The sequence below is a fragment of the Prauserella endophytica genome (genome assembly GCF_005146945.1).
Taxonomy (GTDB): domain Bacteria; phylum Actinomycetota; class Actinomycetes; order Mycobacteriales; family Pseudonocardiaceae; genus Prauserella_A; species Prauserella_A endophytica.
This window is the reverse complement of the sequence record NZ_SWMS01000013.1, coordinates 172,625-191,956: the sequence shown is the minus strand read 5'-3', so window position 1 is coordinate 191,956 and position 19,332 is coordinate 172,625. Positions and strand designations below refer to the sequence as shown.

General features: G+C 71.1%; 18 protein-coding genes. 10 read left to right on the top strand and 8 right to left on the bottom strand.

What is annotated here, in order from left to right; translation table 11 throughout:
• The 3 genes from FCN18_RS23370 to FCN18_RS23360 all read right to left on the bottom strand — a co-directional run.
• A partial coding sequence (locus tag FCN18_RS23370; protein WP_206077971.1) for an ATP-grasp domain-containing protein occupies positions 1-328 on the bottom strand: 328 nt, incomplete at its 3' end.
• A 115-nt stretch (positions 329-443) separates the two neighbouring features.
• Positions 444-785, bottom strand: a complete 342-nt coding sequence (locus FCN18_RS23365; protein WP_137096090.1) for a cobalamin B12-binding domain-containing protein — start codon at positions 783-785, stop codon at positions 444-446.
• Positions 782-2,506 carry a class-II aminoacyl-tRNA synthetase family protein gene (locus FCN18_RS23360; RefSeq protein WP_228714095.1) on the bottom strand — a complete coding sequence of 575 codons (1,725 nt, stop codon included), beginning with the start codon at positions 2,504-2,506 and terminating at the stop codon, positions 782-784. The genes FCN18_RS23365 and FCN18_RS23360 overlap by 4 nt, the downstream gene beginning before the upstream one ends.
• A gap of 621 nt (positions 2,507-3,127) precedes the next feature.
• Between FCN18_RS23360 and FCN18_RS23355 the strand changes: the two genes are divergently transcribed.
• Entirely contained in the window at positions 3,128-3,817 is a 690-nt protein-coding gene (locus FCN18_RS23355; protein WP_228714094.1) for a M23 family metallopeptidase, read from the top strand.
• Positions 3,818-4,225: 408 nt separating this feature from the next.
• Here FCN18_RS23355 and pcrA read toward each other — a convergent pair whose 3' ends face one another.
• Positions 4,226-6,646: a DNA helicase PcrA gene (gene pcrA / locus FCN18_RS23350; RefSeq protein ID WP_112276986.1), complete on the bottom strand. Its 2,421-nt coding sequence runs from the start codon at positions 6,644-6,646 to the stop codon at positions 4,226-4,228.
• Between the two features lie 217 nt (positions 6,647-6,863).
• On the opposite strand from pcrA, the gene FCN18_RS23345 reads away from it, so the two are divergent.
• The 6 genes from FCN18_RS23345 to FCN18_RS23320 all read left to right on the top strand — a co-directional run bounded on the left by FCN18_RS23345 (position 6,864) and on the right by FCN18_RS23320 (position 12,889).
• A complete protein-coding gene (locus FCN18_RS23345; RefSeq protein WP_110335042.1) occupies positions 6,864-7,142 on the top strand; it encodes a chorismate mutase in 279 nt (92 codons plus the stop codon).
• A 64-nt stretch (positions 7,143-7,206) separates the two neighbouring features.
• Complete coding sequence (locus tag FCN18_RS23340; protein ID WP_112276984.1) at positions 7,207-7,521, top strand: hypothetical protein; 315 nt, start codon at positions 7,207-7,209, stop codon at positions 7,519-7,521.
• A gap of 262 nt (positions 7,522-7,783) precedes the next feature.
• A complete protein-coding gene (locus FCN18_RS23335; protein ID WP_112276982.1) occupies positions 7,784-9,016 on the top strand; it encodes a hypothetical protein in 1,233 nt (410 codons plus the stop codon).
• A 260-nt stretch (positions 9,017-9,276) separates the two neighbouring features.
• The gene (locus FCN18_RS23330; RefSeq protein ID WP_137096088.1) at positions 9,277-10,107 is read left to right on the top strand and encodes a hypothetical protein; all 831 of its coding nucleotides are present in this window, start codon (positions 9,277-9,279) and stop codon (positions 10,105-10,107) included.
• A 173-nt stretch (positions 10,108-10,280) separates the two neighbouring features.
• Positions 10,281-11,873 carry a serine/threonine-protein kinase gene (locus tag FCN18_RS23325; protein ID WP_137096087.1) on the top strand — a complete coding sequence of 531 codons (1,593 nt, stop codon included), beginning with the start codon at positions 10,281-10,283 and terminating at the stop codon, positions 11,871-11,873.
• Between the two features lie 53 nt (positions 11,874-11,926).
• Entirely contained in the window at positions 11,927-12,889 is a 963-nt protein-coding gene (locus tag FCN18_RS23320; RefSeq protein ID WP_112276976.1) for a serine/threonine-protein kinase, read from the top strand.
• 32 nt (positions 12,890-12,921) lie between these two features.
• Here the strand turns inward: FCN18_RS23320 and FCN18_RS23315 are convergent, their stop codons facing one another.
• Positions 12,922-13,806 (bottom strand): LysR family transcriptional regulator, encoded by an 885-nt coding sequence (locus FCN18_RS23315; protein WP_112276973.1) that lies wholly within the window; start codon positions 13,804-13,806, stop codon positions 12,922-12,924.
• 81 nt (positions 13,807-13,887) lie between these two features.
• On the opposite strand from FCN18_RS23315, the gene FCN18_RS23310 reads away from it, so the two are divergent.
• On the top strand, positions 13,888-14,799 hold the full coding sequence (locus tag FCN18_RS23310) for a DMT family transporter (RefSeq protein WP_113644481.1): 912 nt from the start codon (positions 13,888-13,890) through the stop codon (positions 14,797-14,799).
• 1 nt (position 14,800) lies between these two features.
• Here the strand turns inward: FCN18_RS23310 and FCN18_RS23305 are convergent, their stop codons facing one another.
• Complete coding sequence (locus FCN18_RS23305; RefSeq protein ID WP_112276970.1) at positions 14,801-15,475, bottom strand: response regulator; 675 nt, start codon at positions 15,473-15,475, stop codon at positions 14,801-14,803.
• A complete protein-coding gene (locus FCN18_RS23300) occupies positions 15,472-16,839 on the bottom strand; it encodes an ATP-binding protein (RefSeq protein ID WP_137096086.1) in 1,368 nt (455 codons plus the stop codon). The genes FCN18_RS23305 and FCN18_RS23300 overlap by 4 nt, the downstream gene beginning before the upstream one ends.
• Positions 16,840-16,969: 130 nt before the next feature.
• Here FCN18_RS23300 and FCN18_RS23295 point away from each other — a divergent pair, with 130 nt between their 5' ends.
• Positions 16,970-18,253: a PspC domain-containing protein gene (locus FCN18_RS23295; protein WP_137096085.1), complete on the top strand. Its 1,284-nt coding sequence runs from the start codon at positions 16,970-16,972 to the stop codon at positions 18,251-18,253.
• Entirely contained in the window at positions 18,246-18,470 is a 225-nt protein-coding gene (locus FCN18_RS23290) for a hypothetical protein (protein WP_112276964.1), read from the top strand. Before FCN18_RS23295 ends, FCN18_RS23290 begins: the two co-directional genes overlap by 8 nt.
• Positions 18,471-18,534: 64 nt before the next feature.
• Here FCN18_RS23290 and FCN18_RS23285 read toward each other — a convergent pair whose 3' ends face one another.
• Positions 18,535-19,320, bottom strand: a complete 786-nt coding sequence (locus FCN18_RS23285) for an E3 ubiquitin ligase family protein (protein ID WP_112276962.1) — start codon at positions 19,318-19,320, stop codon at positions 18,535-18,537.
• Between the last annotated feature and the right edge of the window lie 12 nt (positions 19,321-19,332).

The following is a 19,332-nucleotide window of genomic DNA, read 5'->3' as shown; positions in this document are numbered from 1 at the left end:
TCGCCCGGTCCAGCAGGAACGAGAAGTAATACTCCTGCGCGATGTCCGACGCCTCGGTCACCAGCACGCGCCGCGTGACATGACCCTTGATGTCCAACCCGAGGATCGCCTCGGCCTTCTCCCGCGCCTCGGCCGGATCCTTGGCCAGCTTCACACCACCGGCCTTACCCCGGCCACCGGTCTTCACCTGCGCCTTGACCACAACCTGCCCACCGATCTCCTCGGCGGCGGCCCGCGCTTCTTCCGGATTACTCGCCACAGCGCCGGGCAACACCGGCACACCATGGGCGGCGAAGAGGTCCTTCGCCTGGTACTCGTAGAGGTCCACTCTTTCAGTCTCCTGACGACACACGCCACTGTGGTTTTTACAAACCGTGCTGCCGGACGCAGACGACCCTATCGACCCGGCCGCGCGCAAAGGCCGCCGCACCTGGTGAACTCGGTCACCGAAGGGCCTCTGAGCTGGGGTCTGTGGCGCACGTCGCGTTCTCCTCCACCCATCGGGTGACATCTGTATCGGTTGCGAAGGCGACCACGCGGAGCTCGGGCAGCGCCGTCGCCAGGCCGTCGGCCAGTTCCTGGTCGGCGGCTGACCCGGCGGAGACCGCGAGGACGTCCGGATCCTCCTGTTCCGCCGTGGCCACGATCTCCTCCCGGGTGCGGAGTACCCCGGCGTGCACGACCTCAGCGCCCTCGTCGCGCAGGGCGCGGGCGAGCGGCACGGCGGTTGAGCACGCCGAGCCCGCCTCGACCAGCACGATCCGCGTCACCCTCCGCCCGGTCATGCGGCTTCGCGCCGGCCTCCGGCCACCGCGATGCCGGCGGCGGTGATCAACGCCACGACGCCGGCGAGCGCCAGCCAGACGCCGATGCCCGCGGTCGCGCCCTCGATGTCGCCGCTGCTGAGCGGCAGTGTGGCCGCGTGCAGCCCGAGCAGGCAGGCCGCTCCGCCGAGCAGTGCCACGGCCGGAGCGGGACGGCTGCGCGGAGCGAGAACGATGGCCCCGAGCACGGTCAACGTCGCGGCGAGCAGCCCCCAGGACGGTGTGCCGAAGGCCGACCACAGCCCGGCCGCCCTGTAGTCCGGCGCCACGATCACGGGCGTGCCGAACGCGGCGACGGCGAGCACGCCCGCGGCCGCCAGGGGGGTGAGCATGTTGACCCCCGCCAGTGCGGTCTCGCCGCCCTCGCTGCCGAAGCCCTCGTCGTCCTCGCGATCGACGATCCCCGCGACCACGGAACAACACGCGGTGACCACCGCCGCGACCATGGCCAGCCACGTCCACAGCACCCCGGGACCGGTCTCGAGCGTCCCGGCGACCCCGGTAGCCGTGATCGCCGTGTCGAGCACCGCGGTGCCGGCGAGCAGCACACCCGCCCAGGCCACGGACAGCGCGGGCCGCAGCAGACGAGCCATCCCGGGAACGAACATCGCCAGCCCGAGCACACCGACCAGCAGCCCGGCGACCAGCAGCACCCAGCGAGCGGGGCTTTCCGGCGCGGGAAGCGCACCGCTCGCGGTGAGCTGCGCGGTGGTGGCTCCGAGCGCGGCCGCGACGGCCGTGACCACGGCGAGCACGCCGGTCGCCGCGAGCAGCCTGCTGCGCCCCGGCACGCTCGCCTCGCCCGCCTCGTCCGGTTCCGGGCCCGTGCCGGGTCCCTCGCCCGGTCGCGTGCCCGCGACAGCGAACAAGCCGGCCGCACCGGCGAGCGCGACGATCGGGCCCGCGCCGAGGCTGGCCGCGTCGACAGCGACCCCGGCCAGGAGGTTCGGCACCGCGAGCGCGACCACGCCGATGCCCAGCCCGAGCAGACCGCCCCTCGCGAAACCGCCGTTGCCCGACGTCACGGCGAGTGCCGCGAACAGCGGCAGGGCGCAGGCGATCAAGAGGCAGCCGGTGAGCGCGACCGCGGGCCCTTCGAACGCGTTGCGCGCGAGGAGGTAGACGTCGGTGGAGCCGAACGGCGCCATCAGCAACCCGATCGCGGCCACCACAGCGGCCACGACCACGACCAGCAGCCAGCGCTGCCGCCAGCCCGCCGTCTCGTCGGCGCCGTCCGGCTCCGCGGCCCGGGCTGCCCGGAAGGCGAGCAGTCCCGCCACAGCCATGGCGACGTGCCCGGCGAGCAGCAGCCAGAGGCCGGTCGCGGCCGTATGCAGCAGCAGGTCCTTCGCCAGGTACAGCTCGGGCCGGACCGCGACGGATGCATCGACCAGGAACTGCAGGTCCAAGACCGCACGCCCCGGTGCCAGCGCGGCCACGGCCACGAGCACACCGGCCGCGACAGCCGGCCTGCCCCGCGCCGCGAAGACGCCGGCCACGGCGACGGGCAGCAACGCCAGGACGATCAGCAGGGGAGCGCTGGCGAATCCTGGCTCCGCCCCGTCGACGACGGGCACCACCGCGCCAGCGGCCAGGAACACCGCCGCCAGTCCGGCCGCGCCGAGCGCGACCAGCAATACGGCCGGACGTCGTTCTGTGTCGATGAGAACTCGCGAACTCAACGGCCGGTACCCAGTAGCGCGGGACGTGGATGGCCGTGACTGGTCATCAACTCACCTCGGGTTCGTAACGACGTGCACCCGACCGGCAGGGGTCGGTGGGTCGGTCCGTGCCGACGCTAGCAATGGCCGGCCCGGCGGAAATAACTTGACTCCGTTCCCCAGAAGCACGTCGTTTAGTCCCACGGTTGCGCAACTGTAACGCAAGTCACACCAAATGGAGCAACCCCCTTTCTACCTTGTGTCATTCCGGTGCGCGCACCCCGAGAACGCTGACTCGATCGGCCCACGCGGGCCCCGGATCTTGCTCGGAGCCGTGCCCCTTCGTTACTGTCCCGCAGTCCCCATTACGGTCAGGTCACGAATGGACATGGTGGGCAGGCCTCCCCCCGAGGCAGGCACGCCATCGAGCGGTTACCCCCGAAGCCGCTCACCGGGATCCCCCGCCCGGCGTCTGACGATCTGACTCCCCGAGTAACGGAAGGCCCTGTCTTGGCTCGACACCGCTCCCCCGGCGGCCAAGCTCCTTCCCCGGCACTCGAAGACGCACTGGACGGTGCTGTCGTTCGTGTCCGGGGTTCACATAGGCTCCCCGCGCCCTCCTCGGCCCTGCGTGGCCGCGTAGTGGTCGCGGCTGTCGCCGCCGGCGCGTTCGCCGCCGCCGCGGCTGGACAGACTCTGCAAGCCGCCACCGACTCCACTGACACGAAGACCGACGTGACGCCCCTGGCGAACGCCCGCGACGCGAGCGCCTCGTTCGGAATGGGCGGCAACGCACCGACCGGCGCCCCCGAGCTGCTTCAGGTGACCCGCTCGACCGACGCGTCCGCAGAGGTCCAGCGCCTCACCGAGAGCGCCGAGGTGACCAACGCCCGGCTCGCCGCCGAGGCCGAGGCCGCCCGCAGGGCCGCCGAGGAGGCCGCCCGCCCCAAGACCGTTCTGCCCGCCGAGGGCACGTTCACCTCGGGCTTCGGCGCCAGGTGGGGCACGACTCACTACGGCATCGACATCGCGAACAGCATCGGCACGCCGATCGTCGCCGCTGCGGACGGCACCGTGATCGAGGCCGGCTCGGCCAGCGGCTTCGGCCTGTGGGTCCGGGTCCAGATGGACGACGGCACGGTGCACGTCTACGGCCACGTCAACGACTACTACGTCAGCGTGGGCCAGCGGGTGAAGGCCGGCGAGCAGATCGCCGAGATGGGCAACCGCGGCCAGTCGACCGGCCCGCACCTGCACTTCGAGGTCTGGACCTCCGACGGCCAGAAGGTCGACCCCCGCGAATGGCTCGCCGAGCGCGGCGTCGCGGTCTGAGTCGGCCTCAGCCCCGCCTCGACGGCTGATCCTCCGGTAACCGCCGCAGGAAGTACCCCACGGCGACCTGCCACACAGTGCACATGCGCTGTGCGTGCGGCCGTCCGCAAACCCGGCATCCCCCGCGCTCCGTGCGCCCGTGCAGACGCAACAGGAGCCGCCAGGCGGCGACGAGCCTGCCGACATCCGATGCCAGCGGCCCTCCCTCCGCCAGCGCGCGAGCGGCCAGCTCGTCGAGAGAGCGGACCACGCCTTCGCCAATCGCCTGAAACCAGCGCTCCACACCGGTGACCCCCAGTTCCGGAGTCGCACAGACGACCCCGTCGTTCGAACTTGTGTTCGAAGAGAAGGTTAGCGCGGGGGTGCGACAGTTTCGGGGCCGCCGAAGCGGCTCACCCGAAAGAAGTACTAGAGCTTCACCATCGGCACACTGCCGATGAGCATCAGCCGCACCTTGCCCGACGCACCGAAGTCGATGGTCGCCGTGGCGCGCGGACCGGCGCCGTCGGTGGAGACCACCGTGCCGAGGCCGTACTTGTCGTGGCTGACCCGGTCGCCAACGTCGAGCTTCAGCGCGACCGTGTCCTTCCAGCCGTCCTTCCAGCCCTTGAACGACGTGGTCCGCATGCCACGGGCCGCGACCCCCGCCTGGGCGGAGTCGTCCCCGAAGCCCGCCCTGCGGCCCCAGGTCGTCGCCGCACGCGGCGAACCACCACCCGCACCGGCTCCGTTGGACGGCGCGAGCCGCCGCCAGTCCACGAGCTCGGCCGGGATCTCGTCGAGGAACCGCGAACCGGGGTTGGCCATCGGCTGACCCCACGCCGAACGGACGAGCGCGCGCGAGACATACAACCGCTTCCGCGCCCGCGTGATGGCCACGTAGGCCAGCCGCCGCTCCTCCGCCAGCTCCGCGGGCTCTCCGAGCGCCCGCATGTGCGGGAAGATCCCGTCCTCCCAGCCGGTGCAGAACACGACGGGGTACTCGAGGCCCTTCGCGGTGTGCACGGTCATCAGCGTGACCACGCCGGAGTCCTCCTCGCCGCCCTCGCCGTCCGGCGACGGGATCGAGTCGGCGTCGGCCACCAGTGACACGCGCTCGAGGAAAGCCGGCAGCGAGCCGGGTTCGGGCACGCCCGCGGTGTCGTCTACCTCCTGCTCGGCCTCGGTCTGCTCCTCGAGCACCGTGTCCGCGAACTCCGTGAACTCCCGCGCGACGGTGACGAGCTCGTCGAGGTTCTCCAGCCGCGAGGCGTCCTGCGGGTCGTCGGACTCCTCCAGCTCGGTGCGGTAACCGGTGCGTTCCAGCACCGCCTCCAGCACGTCGGCGACCTCGGTGCCGGAGTCGACCAGCTCGTGCAGGCCGTCCATCAGCTCGACGAACCCAGCGATGCAGCGCTGCGAGCGGGGGTTCAGCAGCGGCACGTTGCCCGCGACGGCCTCCCGCAGCGCCGCGGCGAACGACATGCGCTCCCGCTCGGCGTGTGTGGCCACCACGGCTTCCGCGCGGTCTCCGATGCCCCGCTTCGGCACGTTGAGGATGCGCCGAAGGCTCACCGTGTCCTCGGGATTGGCCAGCACCCGCAGGTAGGCAAGCGCGTCGCGCACCTCGCGGCGCTCGTAGAACCGCACGCCGCCGACCACGCGGTACGGCAGGCCGAGGCGGATGAAGATCTCCTCGAACACGCGCGACTGGTTGTTGGTGCGATAGAAGACGGCGACGTCGGAATACTTCGCCTCGCCGCCGTCGGCCAGCGTGTCGATCTCCCCCGCCACGAACGCGGCCTCGTCGTGCTCGTTGTCGGCGACGTAGCCGACGATCTTCTCGCCGTCCCCTGACGACGTCCACAGCCGCTTGTCGCGCCGGTTCGGGTTGCGCGCGATGACCGCGTTGGCAGCGGAAAGGATCGTCTGCGTCGACCGGTAGTTCTGCTCCAGCAGGATCGTCCGCGCGTTCGGGAAGTCGCGCTCGAACTCCTCGATGTTGCGGATCGTCGCGCCGCGGAACGCGTAGATCGACTGGTCGGCGTCACCGACCACGCACAACTCGGACGGCTCGACGCCCGACTCGGTCGGCTTCGTGCCCACGAGCTCGCGCACCAGCGTGTACTGGGCGTGGTTGGTGTCCTGGTACTCGTCGACGAGCACGTGGCGGAACCGGCGGCGGTAGTGCTCCACCACGTCGGGGAACGCCTGGAACAGCTCGACCGTGCGCATGATGAGGTCGTCGAAGTCCATGGCGTTGGCCTGCGTGAGCCTGCGCTGGTACTCGCCGTAGACCTCCGCGGCCCTGCGCTCGAAGTCGTTGGCCGCCTTCGAGGCCGCCGTCTCCGCGTCGAGCAGCTCGTTCTTCAGGTTCGAGATGTGCGCGGCCAGTGTGCGCGCCGGGTAACGCTTCGGATCGAGGTCGAGATCACGGGCCACCAGTGTGATCAGGCGCCTGCTGTCGTCGGCGTCGTAGATGGAGAAGTTGGACGACATCTCCAGCGTCTTGGCCTCGCGGCGCAGCAGCCGCACACACATCGAGTGGAACGTCGACACCCACATCGCGTTGGCCCTGCGCCCCACCAGCTCGCCGACGCGCTCGCGCATCTCGGCGGCGGCCTTGTTGGTGAAGGTGATCGCCATGATCTGCCCCGGATGCACGTCGCGTGCCGCGAGCAGGTAGGCGATGCGCCTTGTCAGCACCCGCGTCTTGCCCGAACCCGCTCCGGCGACCACCAGCAGCGGCGGGCCGCTGTGCTCCACGGCGGCGCGCTGGGCCGGGTTCAGGTCGTCGAGCAGATCCGCGTACTTGCCCGGTTCCGAGGGGAGATCGAAGAGGGTGCTCATTGTGATTCAACGCTACCTGGGACCCCTGACGAAGTAGCCATGTGCCATACTCTCCGCGTGCAGCGCTACGCGGTTCGATTTTTCTACGGGACCCGGACTCCGGCTCCCGTGATCGCGTAGTGCCACACAGCCATCACAGCAAGCCCCGGAGTCCACGGACCCGGGGCTTTCGTCGGCTCTGGGCCCGATGTGGATCCGGACGCGACCGGAGGTGCAGATGAACGCGCAGACTCACGACGCCGACGAGACCACGGCAGCCGACATCGACGAGCTCCGCAAGGAGATCGACTGGCTCGACGCCGAAATCCTGCGGCTCGTCAAGCGGAGGGCCGAGGTGTCCAAGACCATCGGCGCCGCGAGGATGGCCGCGGGTGGGCCCCGCATCGTCTACAACCGCGAGATGGACGTGCTCGCCCGCTACCGCGAGCTGGGGCCGGAGGGCCGCCAGCTCGCCATGGCGCTGCTGAACCTCGGCCGCGGCAGGCTGGGCCGCTGACCGCCCGCGAATCTCAGGGTGTTCCCCGAGCCGGGGCACCGCCGGGTTCGGGCACACTGGACGCATGGACACGATCGTTCACCTGATCGCTTTCGTGATCGCACTGGCGAGTGTGCTCGCGGCGCTGGGCCACGCCGGCTACCTCGCCATGCTGAACAGCGCGGCGAACAAGCGGGCGGGCGGAGCGCCGATCGCCCAGTACGTGCGGTCCAGGTGGGGGGTCGCCGGTGCCACCTCGGCCGTCTCGCTGATCGCGTTGCTGTTCACGGGTGGTGGTCCCGCGCTCGACATCATCGCGATCATCCTGGCGGTGGGCAGCGGTGCGACGGCGGCCAAGGCGCTGCAGTCGACGCAGGCGAAGTACCGCAGCGGCGGCTGATACCACACGTGTACCTCGCCGGATGGGTGCGCCCAGAGGGGTGATATCCGGCGCTGGATCGCGCCCCGGTACGCCGGTGGGGCCGAAAGGCTCCTAATGTGGGGCGAGTGAGAGTTCTCGCGAGCGGTCTGCGCGCCTCAGGGCGTTTCGCACGTGCAGCGTGCCGTGCAGCTGCTCGTGCGCTGAGCGCTCCGGCTGCTCCGATCGGTCTAACCGGCGTGGAATCTCCGTCAGGCCGGGCTCCTCGGAGGGTCCAGTCGACATGAACGGCAGGGCCGATTCCACGAAGCGCGGCGTCCCGTACTCCGATCAGCCGACCGTACCCGAGGGCAGGCGCAGGCACGCGCCGGGAGCGGGGACCTGGACTCCCTCGGTTCCCGCGAAGCCCCGCCACCACCATCGGCGCGACGGCGCCGGCCGGGTCGCACCCGCCGACCCCGTCGCCGACACGCCGTTCACCGGCTCGCTCCCCGTTCCACCGGCAGGCCCCGCCCCCGAGTTCGCGGCGTCGCACGGCGAACTGCCGATTCCCGTGCAGGCTCCGGTCGAGCAGGAGGAGACGACCGACTCCATCGACGCCGTCGTGCACACGCCTGTCGGCGAGGGCACGACCGTCCGCAGGAAGAAGATCACGCTCACCACGTGCGAGCGGCCCGCGCGCCAGCCCGACGACGAGGCACGCGTGTACGTCGCGCCGCCTCCCGACGGGCTGGGCAAGTTCGACCTCGGCTCGGTGCCCGCGTCGGTCACCCCGCCGAAGAGCTGGCGCAAGGCCGCCTGGTTCGCGAGCATCTCCTCGGGGGGCGTGGTGGTGGCCATGCTCGTGGCCGGCACCGTGCTCGTCGGCCAGCCTCCCGCCGAACGGCAGGCGATCGAGGGCTGGCCCGACCGGCACGGCGGCGTCGCGCCGCTGCTGCCGCACGAGGGCTACGCGGAGGACGACCAGAGCGTCACCGACGATGCCGCGCCAACGTCCAGTGCCGACGACTCCTCATCGTCGTCCGGCTCGGAGGAGGACTCCGGCACCCCGGCCGGGCTGCGGTCGTCGTCCGACGTCGACGAGACGAGCACGCCAGAGCAGGGCTCCGGGCAGCCAACCCAGACCACGAGCGCGGGGCCGAGCACGTCCGAGCTGAGGAAACCGCCGGTCACGCCCGCCCCGATGTCGAAGGCGAAGACGCGCTACATCCCCGCGCCGCCCTACGACGCCGACCAGATGGGCCAGACCTCCCAGGACTTCTTCAACACGGTCACCGAGGACCCGGCCGCCGCGTACGGCATGACCACCGGCGAACTCGCCGCCGAGGGCGAGGAGGGGCTGCGGCAGAAGTACGCGAGCGTCGCCTACTTCCAGGTGAAGCACGTCTACATCGACCAGAACGAGGGGTACACCATCAACACGGTCGAGGTGACCCACGCCGACGGCACCACGACCGAGGAAACGCGCAAACTCGTCTTCGGCGACGACGAGAAGATCGCGGACGACGGTCAGTAGAGGAAACGATTCCCGACCGCTTTCCCGACCCCCGAACAGGCGCTTCACCTGCGGATGCACGGTGATTTCGCACATTCTGGTGCACGTGCAGTGCGGTGAACGGTCACATATTGCTCTACGTGGGTGACACGTTTCGCCGTTCGTCGTGCCGCCACGACTGTCCACCGATCGAGTCTGGTGGCGCGGCGCGCGGCAGGGTTACCTGAGACGCGAGGGGTCCGAACTCCGAGTCCACGAGACGAAACCGACGAGGGCCAGCAGTGCACGACCGGCGCCACGCATCCGAGCCGACCATCGCGGTCGAGGACGTCATCAGCGACGAGATCCTCGCCGACGAGCTGGTCGACGACGAATACCTGCGTGAGGTCTTCCGTGAGCCACGCAGGTACCTGCCGCCGCCCGGCACCCGCGCCGAGCGGCCAGAGGACGATCCGCCACCGGAGCCCGAGAAGCCGTTCGCCCGCCGCGCCAAGCTGGCGGCCCTGCTGGTCGCCGTGGCGCTGCTCGTCGCGTCGATCGTCATCGCCGCTTCGATGGCGGGCGAGAGCGAGTCGCAAGGCGAGGACGTGGCCGGGCCGCTCGAGATCACCGGAGCCGCCGCGCTCGGCGGTTTCGCGTTGTCGGGGCAGGACCGCGAGGGCGGGCCCGCCGCGGACGCCCCGGTGGTCGACGACGCCGCCCCGATGTCGGCCGGGAACGAGGCGATCGCCCCGGCCGATGAGGTCAGGACGGTCTCGCAGCGGGACGACACCGGCGCCGGCGGCGCCGCAGGCACGCCGGCGCACGGCAACGGCAAGGTCGGCACCGTGCGGGAGTTCTACGCGCTCGTGAACAGCTCCCCCGACCGGGCGGTCCGGCTGCTCGGCCCCGCGCTGGCGGCCGAGCGCGAAACGCTCGTGCGGGCCTGGCGGTCGATGGAGTCGGTCGAGGTCGAAGAGGTCCACGAACAGCGCGACGGCTCCGTTCGCGCCGTGGTCACCATGGTTCCCCAGCGGGGCGAGGCCGTGCGCGTCACCCAGCGGCTGGACGTCGGCGGCGGACGAGATGGCCGGATCCGCGAGGTAAAGCTCCTTTCGGCGCAACCCAACTGACCTCAACGGCGTCTACCACATAGGAGCACTGGCGCCGTGTCCGAGAGTGCCGCCTTCGTGTGCGCAGAGTAAGCGGCCTAGCCTGTCACGGGTCGGTCTCGGTAATCCGGCACACAGCCGGCCGGGTTGTGCCTACGCTCCACCCCTGCTGACGGAGCCCCGAAGGAGGTCGCGTGAGCGACGAGGGTCGCCTGGTCGCCGGCCGCTACCGCGTCATCAAGCGGATCGGTACCGGTGCCATGGGCGCGGTCTGGCAGGCGCAGGACGAAGTGCTGCACCGCACGGTCGCGATCAAGCAGCTCCTGCTGCAGCCGGGCCTCGAAGACCACGAGGCGGAGGACGCGCGTGCCCGCACGATGCGTGAGGGCCGGATCGCGGCCCGCCTCCACCATCCCAACGCGATCAGCGTGTTCGACGTCGTGACCGACGACAACGGGCAGCCCTGCCTGATCATGGAGTACCTGGCGTCGACCAGCCTCGCCCAGGAGCTCCAGCAGCGGAAGACGCTGCCCCCGATCGAGGTCGCCAAGATCGGCGCCCAGGTCGCCGCCGCGCTCAAGGAGGCGCACGCGGTGGGGATCGTCCACCGCGACATCAAGCCCGGCAACATCCTGCTCGCGGGCAGCGGGCTCGTGAAGATCACGGACTTCGGCATCTCCAGGGCCAAGGACGACGTCACCGTCACGAAGACCGGCATGATCGCCGGGACGCCCGCATACCTCGCGCCCGAGGTTGCCATCGGCGGCGACCCCGGCCCCGAGTCGGACGTCTTCTCGCTCGGCTCCACTCTCTACGCCGCCACCGAGGGGCAGCCGCCGTTCGGGCTCAGCGAGAACACCCTGAGCCTGTTGCACGCGGTCGCCGCCGGCCAGATCAACCCGCCGCGCCAGTCCGGCCCGCTGACCAGCGTGCTCGCGGTGATGCTGCACCCAGACACCCGGCACCGCCCGACCGCCGACGAATGCGAGGAGCTGCTTGCCGCCGTCGCCAGGGGCGAGACGCCGCTCGGCGGGGCCACGGACGACGCGGACGCCACCGCGGTGCACCCCGCCATCGGCGGCGGCACCGCCGTGCTCGGTGCCGCGGGCGCCGGAGCAGCGCTCGGCGCGGCCTCGGCGGACGACGACTACGTGCCCGCCGGTCACTCGGGCACGCTCGGCGAGGACGTCGCCGGGTACTACGACGACCAGCCGGACGACCGGTACGAGCCCGCGAGCGGCTACCCCGACGAGGACTACGACGGCTACGGCCGCGCGCAGGGCGGGCTCGAGGCCACCCGTGCCGTGCCCGCCGGCGGGTACGGCGACGGTTACGACGACGACTACGACCAGGCCCGGCCCTACGACGACGAGCCGCCCGCCGAGGACGAGCCCAAGAAGTCGAACTGGAAGCTGCCCGCGCTGGCCGGCAGCATCGTGGTGCTGGGCCTCGCGGCCTTCGCGTTCTGGATCTTCGGCGGCTCCGGCGGCAGCGACGCCGAGCAGAACCGGGACCAGCGTCCGGTCGCCACCACCTCGCGGGTCTCGCTGACCACCACCACGCCCCCGCCCACGACCACCACGACCGAGGAGTCGACCGAGGTGGTCGAGACGGAGACGTACGGGGAGGAGTCGGAGTACGTGCCGCCGCCGGTCGAGGAGACCGAGCCGTCGTACGAGCCGGAGCCGACCTCGCAGCCCGAGCCCACGAGCGAACCGGTGATCCCGTCCTCGACGCTCGAGCCGGAGCCGACGCCTACAGCGACGGTCACTCCGACCTCGGGATGACGGTACGACCCTGTTGATGCCGGTTTGACCGGCGTTGCGGTACAAGGGGCTGCGTGAACGACACAGAAGGTGCTCTCGTCGGTGATCGGTACCGACTGGACCAACCCATCGGTCGGGGGCGGGCCGGCATCGTCTGGCTCGCCTTCGACACGATGCTGCACCGGACCGTCGCCGCGAAACGTCTCTACATCGAGCCGGACCTGCCTCCCGACCGGGCCGAGGAGGCGCGGAAAGCCGCGCTGCACGAGGGACGGCAGGCGACGCGCATCCTGCACGCCAACGCCATCACCGTGTACGACGCCTTTCGCGACGGTAATGACGTCTGGCTGGTCATGGAGTACGTCCCGTCCCGCAACATGGCCGACTTCCTCGCCGAGCACGGGCAGCTGACCCCGGAGCAGGCAGCGTTCCTCGGCGTGCAGCTCGGATCGGCGCTGGCGGTGGCGCACGCGCTGGGCGTGCCACACCGCGTCGTGGAGCCGAGCAACGTGCTGCTGGCCGACGACGGGGGCGTCAAGATCACCGACATCGGCATCGCGGGTGGGCCGCCCGACCCGGCCTACCGCGCGCCCGAGGTCGCGAAGGGCGAGCCCGCCACCGCGGGTGCCGACACCTACTCGCTCGGCGCCACGCTGTTCGCCGCGGTCGAGGGGGTTCCGCCGTTCGGCCCCGAGGGCACGAGCGAACCCGCCGTGCCCAACCGCACCGGGGCGCTCACCGGCGCGCTGCTGAAGATGCTGCGCACCGACCCCGACCTGCGCCCGACGATGGCCGACTCCGTCGCCGCGTTCAAGGCGATCACGCGGGGCCAGGACCAGGGCTTCGTCCCGCCGACCGCGCCCGCCATGCCTACCGTGCCGCTGATGCCGAGGCCGCCGAGGGTTCAGCCGCAGGCCCCGGCACCCCCGCCGCCCAAGCAGCGGAGGCCAGGCCCGCGTGTGCGCCCGTGGCAGTGGTGGATCGTTGCGGTGGTCGTGGTGACGATCATCATCGTCGGGATCATCCTCGCGCTCTAGCCGCGTGCTGGTCCTCTGCCGTGCGACACGACCTAACGCTTCATCGCGTCGATGAGCAGCCGCACCGCCGGGTTGTCGCGCGCGTGCGCGGCGACGGCCGCGTAGATCACCCGCACCGGCGAGGGCCTGCGTACCTTCCGCACCACCACGGCCGGATGTGGTGCGCCCAGCGCGAGCTCAGGAATGAGCGAGACGCCGAGCCCCGCACCCACGAAGCCCTGCGCGGTGGCGTAGTCCTCCGACTCCACCACGAAGTTCGGCGCGAAGCCCGCCGCCCCGCACGCCTGCAGCATGATGTCGCGGCACGGTCCTGGCGGCCACTCGTTGCCGACCCAGGGCTCCTCGGCGAGGTCGGCGAGATCGAGCAGGCGTTTGCGCGCGAGCCGGTGGCCCTTCGGCAGCACCGCCCGGTACGGGTCGTCGAGCAGGTGCACCAGCTCGACACTTTCCGCCGGTGGTTTCGATCGGGGGAACACGACGATCGCGACGTCGGCGTGGCCGGCCTCCACCTCGGGTAGCGGGTCGTCGGGCTCGACGAGCTTGAGGTCCACCTGGATGTCGGGCAGCTCGCGGCGCAGCGCCGTGACGGCCGGCGGCACGAGCGCGGCGCCCGCCGTGGCGAAGTAGCGGATGGCGAGCCGTCCCGTGCGACCGTTCTTCAGGTCGGCCAGCGCGGCCTCGGCCTTCGCGAGCTGCGTGCCGAGCAGCTCGGCGTGTTCGGAGAGCAGCTCGCCCGCCGGCGTGGGCCGCACGCCCCGGCCGTTGCGCTCCAGCAGCGCCGTCCCCGCCTCGCGTTCGAGGGTGGACAGCTGCTGGCTGATCGCCGAGGGCGTGTAGCCGAGGTTGCGGGCGGCCTCGCTGATCGAGCCGCTGGTGATCACCGCGCGCAGTACCTGCATCCGCCGAACGTCCAGCATCCCACCACTTTACAGTTCTGCTTAAAGCGCTTGCAGCACAATTCGCTTGTTCTTATGCCTGAGCAGGACGAATCTGGCGTCGTGGGAGAAACGAAAACCCTGCTCCGCATGGGCGCGCTGGCCCTGATGTGGGGCTCCAGCTTCCTGTGGATCAAGCTCGCGCTCGCCGCGTTCACTCCCGTCCAGCTCGTGCTGGCCCGCCTGCTGCTCGGCGCCGCGGTGCTCGTGCTGCTCTGCTACGTCGCGAAGGACCGGCTGCCCCGGTCGCGGCGCATCTGGGGATACCTCGCGGTGGCGGCACTGTTCCACAACGCGCTGCCGTTCCTGCTGTTCGCCATCGGCGAGCAGACCGTCGACTCGGGTGTCACCGGCGTGCTGAACGCGACCACTCCCCTGTGGGCGCTCGCGGTGGCGCTGGTGTGGCGGGTGGAGCGGCGGCTCTCGGCGGCCAGGACCGCCGGGCTCGGGCTCGGCCTCGCCGGGACCATCCTGATCTTCGCGCCATGGGAGTCGTCCGGGCTGCTCAGCTTGGGTGCGGTGGTGATCCTCGCCGCGGCAGCGAGCTACGGCTTCGTGATGGTCTACGAGGGCAAGTACCTCGCCGACACCGGTGTCTCGCCGGTCGCCCTGGCCGCCGCACAGATGATCACGGCGAGCGGGTTCCTGCTGCTGGCGTTGCCCGCGGGCGGGCTGAGCCCGATCCATCTCGACGGGACGGCGCTGATCGCCATCGCCGTGCTCGGTGTCTTCTCCACCGGCGTCGCGTTCGCGCTGAACTACCGGCTGATCGCGACCGAGGGCGGCGTCGCGACGTCGACCGTCGGGTACCTGCTGCCGGTGGTGTCCGTGCTGCTCGGCACCGTCTTCCTGGATGAGCAGCTCAACGCGCGGGTGATCGTCGGCATGGTCGTGGTGCTGGTCGGCGTCGCGCTGACGCGCGTGCGCAGGCGGGTCGCCGTGGTGAAGCCCCCGCTGGTGGAGACGCCCCGGTGATTCAGACGAGCCTGCGGTCGGAGGCCCAGCGGGACAGCTCGTACCGGTTCGACAGCTGGGTCTTGCGCAGCACGCTCGACACGTGGGTCTCGACCGTCTTCACCGAGATGAACAGCTCCGACGCGATCTCCTTGTACGCGTAGCCCCGCGCGAGCAGGCGCAGCACGTCCCGCTCGCGCGGGGTGAGAAGGTCCAGCTCCGGGTCGCTGATGGGCTCGGAGCCGGGGCGGTCGGCGAACGCGTCCAGCACGAAGCCGGCGAGCCTCGGCGAGAACACGGCGTCGCCGTCGGCGACCCGGACGACCGCGCGCACCAGTTCCTTCGACGAGATCGTCTTCGTGACGTAGCCGCGGGCGCCTGCGCGGATGACCGCGATGACGTCCTCGGCGGCGTCCGACACCGACAGCGCAAGGAACACCACGTCGGGCAGCTCTGTGCGCAGCCTGCGCAGCACCTCGGCACCACCGCCGTCCGGCATGTGCACGTCGAGCAGCACCACCTGCGGGCGCACGCGCGTGATCCCGGCGACCGCCTCGGCCACCGAACCGGCCTCGCCGACGACGCGCACCTCGTCGGTGATCGACTCCAGCTCGGCGCGCACCCCGGCGCGGAACAGTGCGTGGTCGTCGACCAGGAAAACCGTCACCGGCTGCCTGGTCTGCTGGTCGTCTGTCACGTTGCCCCCTGCGACGTCTTGGCGGTGATCTTGCGCGGCATCTCCAGCTGCACCTCGGTGCCCTCACCGGGGGCGGTGCGCAGCCGAACGGTGCCGCCGTTGCGCTCCATCCTGCCCCTGATGGAGTCCGCGAGGCCATGCCGGTCGGCCGGAACGGTGTCCGGGTCGAAGCCCTTGCCCCGGTCGCGGACGAACACCGTGACCGAACCCGCCTCCACCTCGGCGTAGACGCTGACCTCCTCGACACCGGCGTGCTTGGCTGCGTTGACGATCGACTCGCGGGCCGCCTGCACGAGTGCGGCCAGGCGCTCGTCGAGCTCGGTGTCGCCGACGACGACCTGCTGCACCGAGATCGCGAAGGCGTCCTCCACCTCCCCGCACGCCGAGGCCACGGCTTGTGACAGCGTCCCCAGCGACTCCGCGGCGGGCTGCTCCTTCGGCTTGCCGTAGCCGTTCGGGCCGTAGAGCCAGCCGCGCAGCTCGCGCTCCTGACCGCGCGCCAGCCGGGCGACCTCCCTCGGCGAATCGGCCTGCTTCTGGATCAGGGCCAGGGTCTGCAGCACCGAGTCGTGCAGGTGGGCGGCGATCTCCGCGCGCTCCTCGGTGCGGATGCGGGCCCGGCGCTCCTCGCCGAGGTCGCGGACCATGCGCAGCCAGAAGGGCACCGTCAGCACGGCGACGCCGATCAGCGTGGCGATCACCGCGATCAGCGCGAACTGCATCTCCGCGAGGCTGCTGTCGCGCAGGATGAGCACGCCGATGGCGGTCATCACGAGCGCGACACCGGCGAAGATGCGGATGGCCGCCGACCAGCCCCCGCCGCCGAGCACGGCACCGGCGACCCCGGAGCGGGCGCCGGTGCGCCAACGGCGGCGCTGCGACTCGTCGGCCTCGCGCCACACCACGGCGGCGCCGACGAGCGCCACGGCGATCGGCAGACCGACCCAGCCCGCGAACACGCCGGTGATCGCGCCGCCCGCGACGGTGAGCCCGACACCGAGCGCGAGCAGCCCGAACGCCTGCTGCCGTTCCCTGGTGGACTCGGCCTTGGCCGGTTCGTCGCGCGACTGCTGCGGCGCGAAGACCCAGAGCAGGCCGTAGGCGACCAGCCCGAGTCCACCGAACCCCGCCAGCACCGCGAACGTCGCGCGTACCCAGAGGACCTTGACCCCGAGGTGGTCGGCGAGCCCGCCCGCGACGCCGGCCAGCACTCGGCCTCCGCGGCGGCGGTACATCTTTGGCGGGCCGCTGGGCTCCGCAACGGCCCGCGACGGTGTGGCGGCGGTGACCTCGGCGCGCTCGCCTACGGGCGGCGCCACGGTGACCGCGCGCTCCTCGGTGGGCTGTTCCTGCACGTCATCCATGTTCACAGAGATCGGAGGCGGTTTCATCAGGGAAACCCCTGACCTGATCCCCCACCCTGATCCCGGCGGCGGCAAAGTCAGGGGTCTTCCCCGATGCGGCGAGCGGTGCACTGGCCGCATTCTCGATGTCATGAGTGGCGCGACGAACGCCTCGAAGCACATCGAGGGCTTCGAGGACACGGTGAAGGACTTCTGGGAAAGCAGGCCGAGACGGCCGCACCAGGGCCGCAAGCTGGCCGGTGTGGCCGCCGGGATCGGCTACCGCTACGGCGTGGACCCCGTGGTGATCAGGGTGGCGCTGGTCGCCATGACCATCTTCGGCGGCGTCGGCATCAGCGTGTACCTGCTCGGCTGGCTGCTCCTGCCCGGCGAGGACGACGAGGTCTCGGCCTTCGAGCACCTCATCGGCAGGGGCCAGAGCTCCGTGTCGAAGGCGTTCGCGGTGGTGCTGTGCCTCGTGCTCCTCCCGTCCTTCGGGTGGACGTTCGCGGGCAACTGGTTCGACGGCGGCGGCTTCATCGGGGCGGCGCTGCTGATCACCGCGCTGTACCTGCTGCACCGCAGCAGGGGCCACCTGAACCGGCCTGCCTCTGTCGGGCGGATGACCGCCGCCACCGGCTACGACATCCATGGCGGGCAGACCACGCCGCACGGCTACGCGGCCGCGGCGGCAGGCACGGCACAGCCGGGCACGGCCGAGGCGGGCTCGTGGGACGCGCTGGGCGCGGCGCCGCTCGGCTGGGACCTGCCCGCGCCGCCGTCCGTGCCGGAGCCACCCGCACCCGCTCCGCCGGAACCCCGGCGCCCGAGGTCGAAGGTCGGGCTCGCCACGTTCGGCGTCGCACTCGCGGTTGGCAGTGTCGGTGCCGCCATCGCGGCCAACGACGGGGGCTGGTTCACAGCCGCGCACGTGCTGGGGCTCGTCCTCGGTGTGCTGGGCACCGGACTCGTCGTGGGATCGTTCCTCGGCGGCGGCCGCGGCCTCGTCTGGCTCGCCGCGCCGCTCGCGGCGGCCGCCCTGTTCCTCACGGCGGTGCCGTTCGACAACTTCCGCGGCGGCGTGGGCAACCTCGAGGACCGGCCGACGACGGCCGCCGAGGTGGAGCCGGTCTACGAACGCACGGCCGGGCAGATCGAGCTGGACCTGCGGCAGCTCGCCGAGTCGGAGGAACCGGTGCGGACGACCGTTCGCGTGGGCACCGGTGACGTCACCGTGCTCGTGCCGCGAACCGCTGACGTCAGCTACACCTGCGACGTGGGAATGGGCAATTACGACTGCTTCGGCCGCAACCGCTCCGGCATCGGCACCGAACCACTGCGGGGATTCGACCCCGGTCCCGACGGCCCCGGTGGCCAGCGCATCACTCTGAACGTCGAGGCGGGAGCAGGAAACCTGGAGGTGTCCCGTGGCTGAGCAGGAAAACCAGAGCGTGGAGCAGCGTAGGCCGGGGGTCGACCTGTTCACCCTCCTCGCCGGGATCGCGACCCTGCTGGTGTCGGCCTATGTGCTGTCCGACGGGCACAACTGGTTCCCCACCGTGGACCTGCGGTGGGTGCTGGCAGGCGGTGCCGTGCTGGTGGGGACGCTAATGCTGATCGCGTCGATGCGTGGCGGCCGCAAGCGCGGCTGACGCGCACACGGAAACCGGCCGGGTGGCAGCAGCCGCCCGGCCCGTTTCCGTGTCCGGTGTCAGCTCAGGTGAGGACGTCGGCGACGATCAGCACGATCCCGATGAGCGTGGCGGCGATGACGCCGATCGCGAGGAACTTGTGCCGCTTCACGCGGTCCTCGCGCAGCTCCTGCTCGGTGCGGGTCGAAACGAGGAAGTGGCCGCCGTTCTCGGGCTTGCCGATCACGAGCGGGCCGATCTTGTCGTGCACCTCGCCCAGGATGTAGAGCCTCCTGCCGGGGCGGATGACCCATTCCCGGTACTGGTAGCCGATGGTGGTGCTGTTGTTACCCAGCACGAACTGCGGCAGCTTGAAGCCGAACAGCTCCACCGAGCCGCCGCCACCCCGATACGGCTCGAAGCGGTTGACGGTCTGCTCGACGCCGTCGGGCTTGGTCCCGTTGGGGTCGACACCGATGGTGCGCCGCTGCTCGTCGATGAGCGCGTAGCCCTCCCACGACGTGTGGTTGGCGACCTGCTCGGTGCGCTTCGTGCGGTGCCGCTTGCCGTCGCGGTACTCCACGGTCTCGTACTGCCGCTCGATCTGGTAGCGGTACCAGACGCACTCGGTCTTGGACAGCTCCGAGGTGAGCAGCCCCTCCGGGCGCGGGTGGGCGGCGCCGACGACCTCGGCCACCTTGCGGAACGAGCCCTTGGCGCCGAGCTCGTCGGAGATGCCGCGAAGCCGCTCCAGCTCGGGGATCGACAGCGTCTCGGTGCCGATCATCGCGTGCAGCTCGCTCTTCGTGTGCCGCATGTAGAAAAAGCCCGCGACGGCGGCCACGACGAGCAGCGCCCCTGCGATCCACATCAGCCGGTTACC

Coding starts and splice junctions, on each gene's coding strand:
- FCN18_RS23365 (WP_137096090.1), bottom strand. CDS start 785: ATGACCGGGCGGAGGGTGACGCGGATCGTGCTGGTCGAGGCGGGCTCG.
- pcrA (WP_112276986.1), bottom strand. CDS start 6,646: ATGAGCACCCTCTTCGATCTCCCCTCGGAACCGGGCAAGTACGCGGAT.
- FCN18_RS23345 (WP_110335042.1), top strand. CDS start 6,864: ATGAACGCGCAGACTCACGACGCCGACGAGACCACGGCAGCCGACATC.
- FCN18_RS23340 (WP_112276984.1), top strand. CDS start 7,207: ATGGACACGATCGTTCACCTGATCGCTTTCGTGATCGCACTGGCGAGT.
- FCN18_RS23335 (WP_112276982.1), top strand. CDS start 7,784: ATGAACGGCAGGGCCGATTCCACGAAGCGCGGCGTCCCGTACTCCGAT.
- FCN18_RS23315 (WP_112276973.1), bottom strand. CDS start 13,806: ATGCTGGACGTTCGGCGGATGCAGGTACTGCGCGCGGTGATCACCAGC.
- FCN18_RS23300 (WP_137096086.1), bottom strand. CDS start 16,839: ATGGATGACGTGCAGGAACAGCCCACCGAGGAGCGCGCGGTCACCGTG.
- FCN18_RS23295 (WP_137096085.1), top strand. CDS start 16,970: ATGAGTGGCGCGACGAACGCCTCGAAGCACATCGAGGGCTTCGAGGAC.
- FCN18_RS23285 (WP_112276962.1), bottom strand. CDS start 19,320: ATGTGGATCGCAGGGGCGCTGCTCGTCGTGGCCGCCGTCGCGGGCTTT.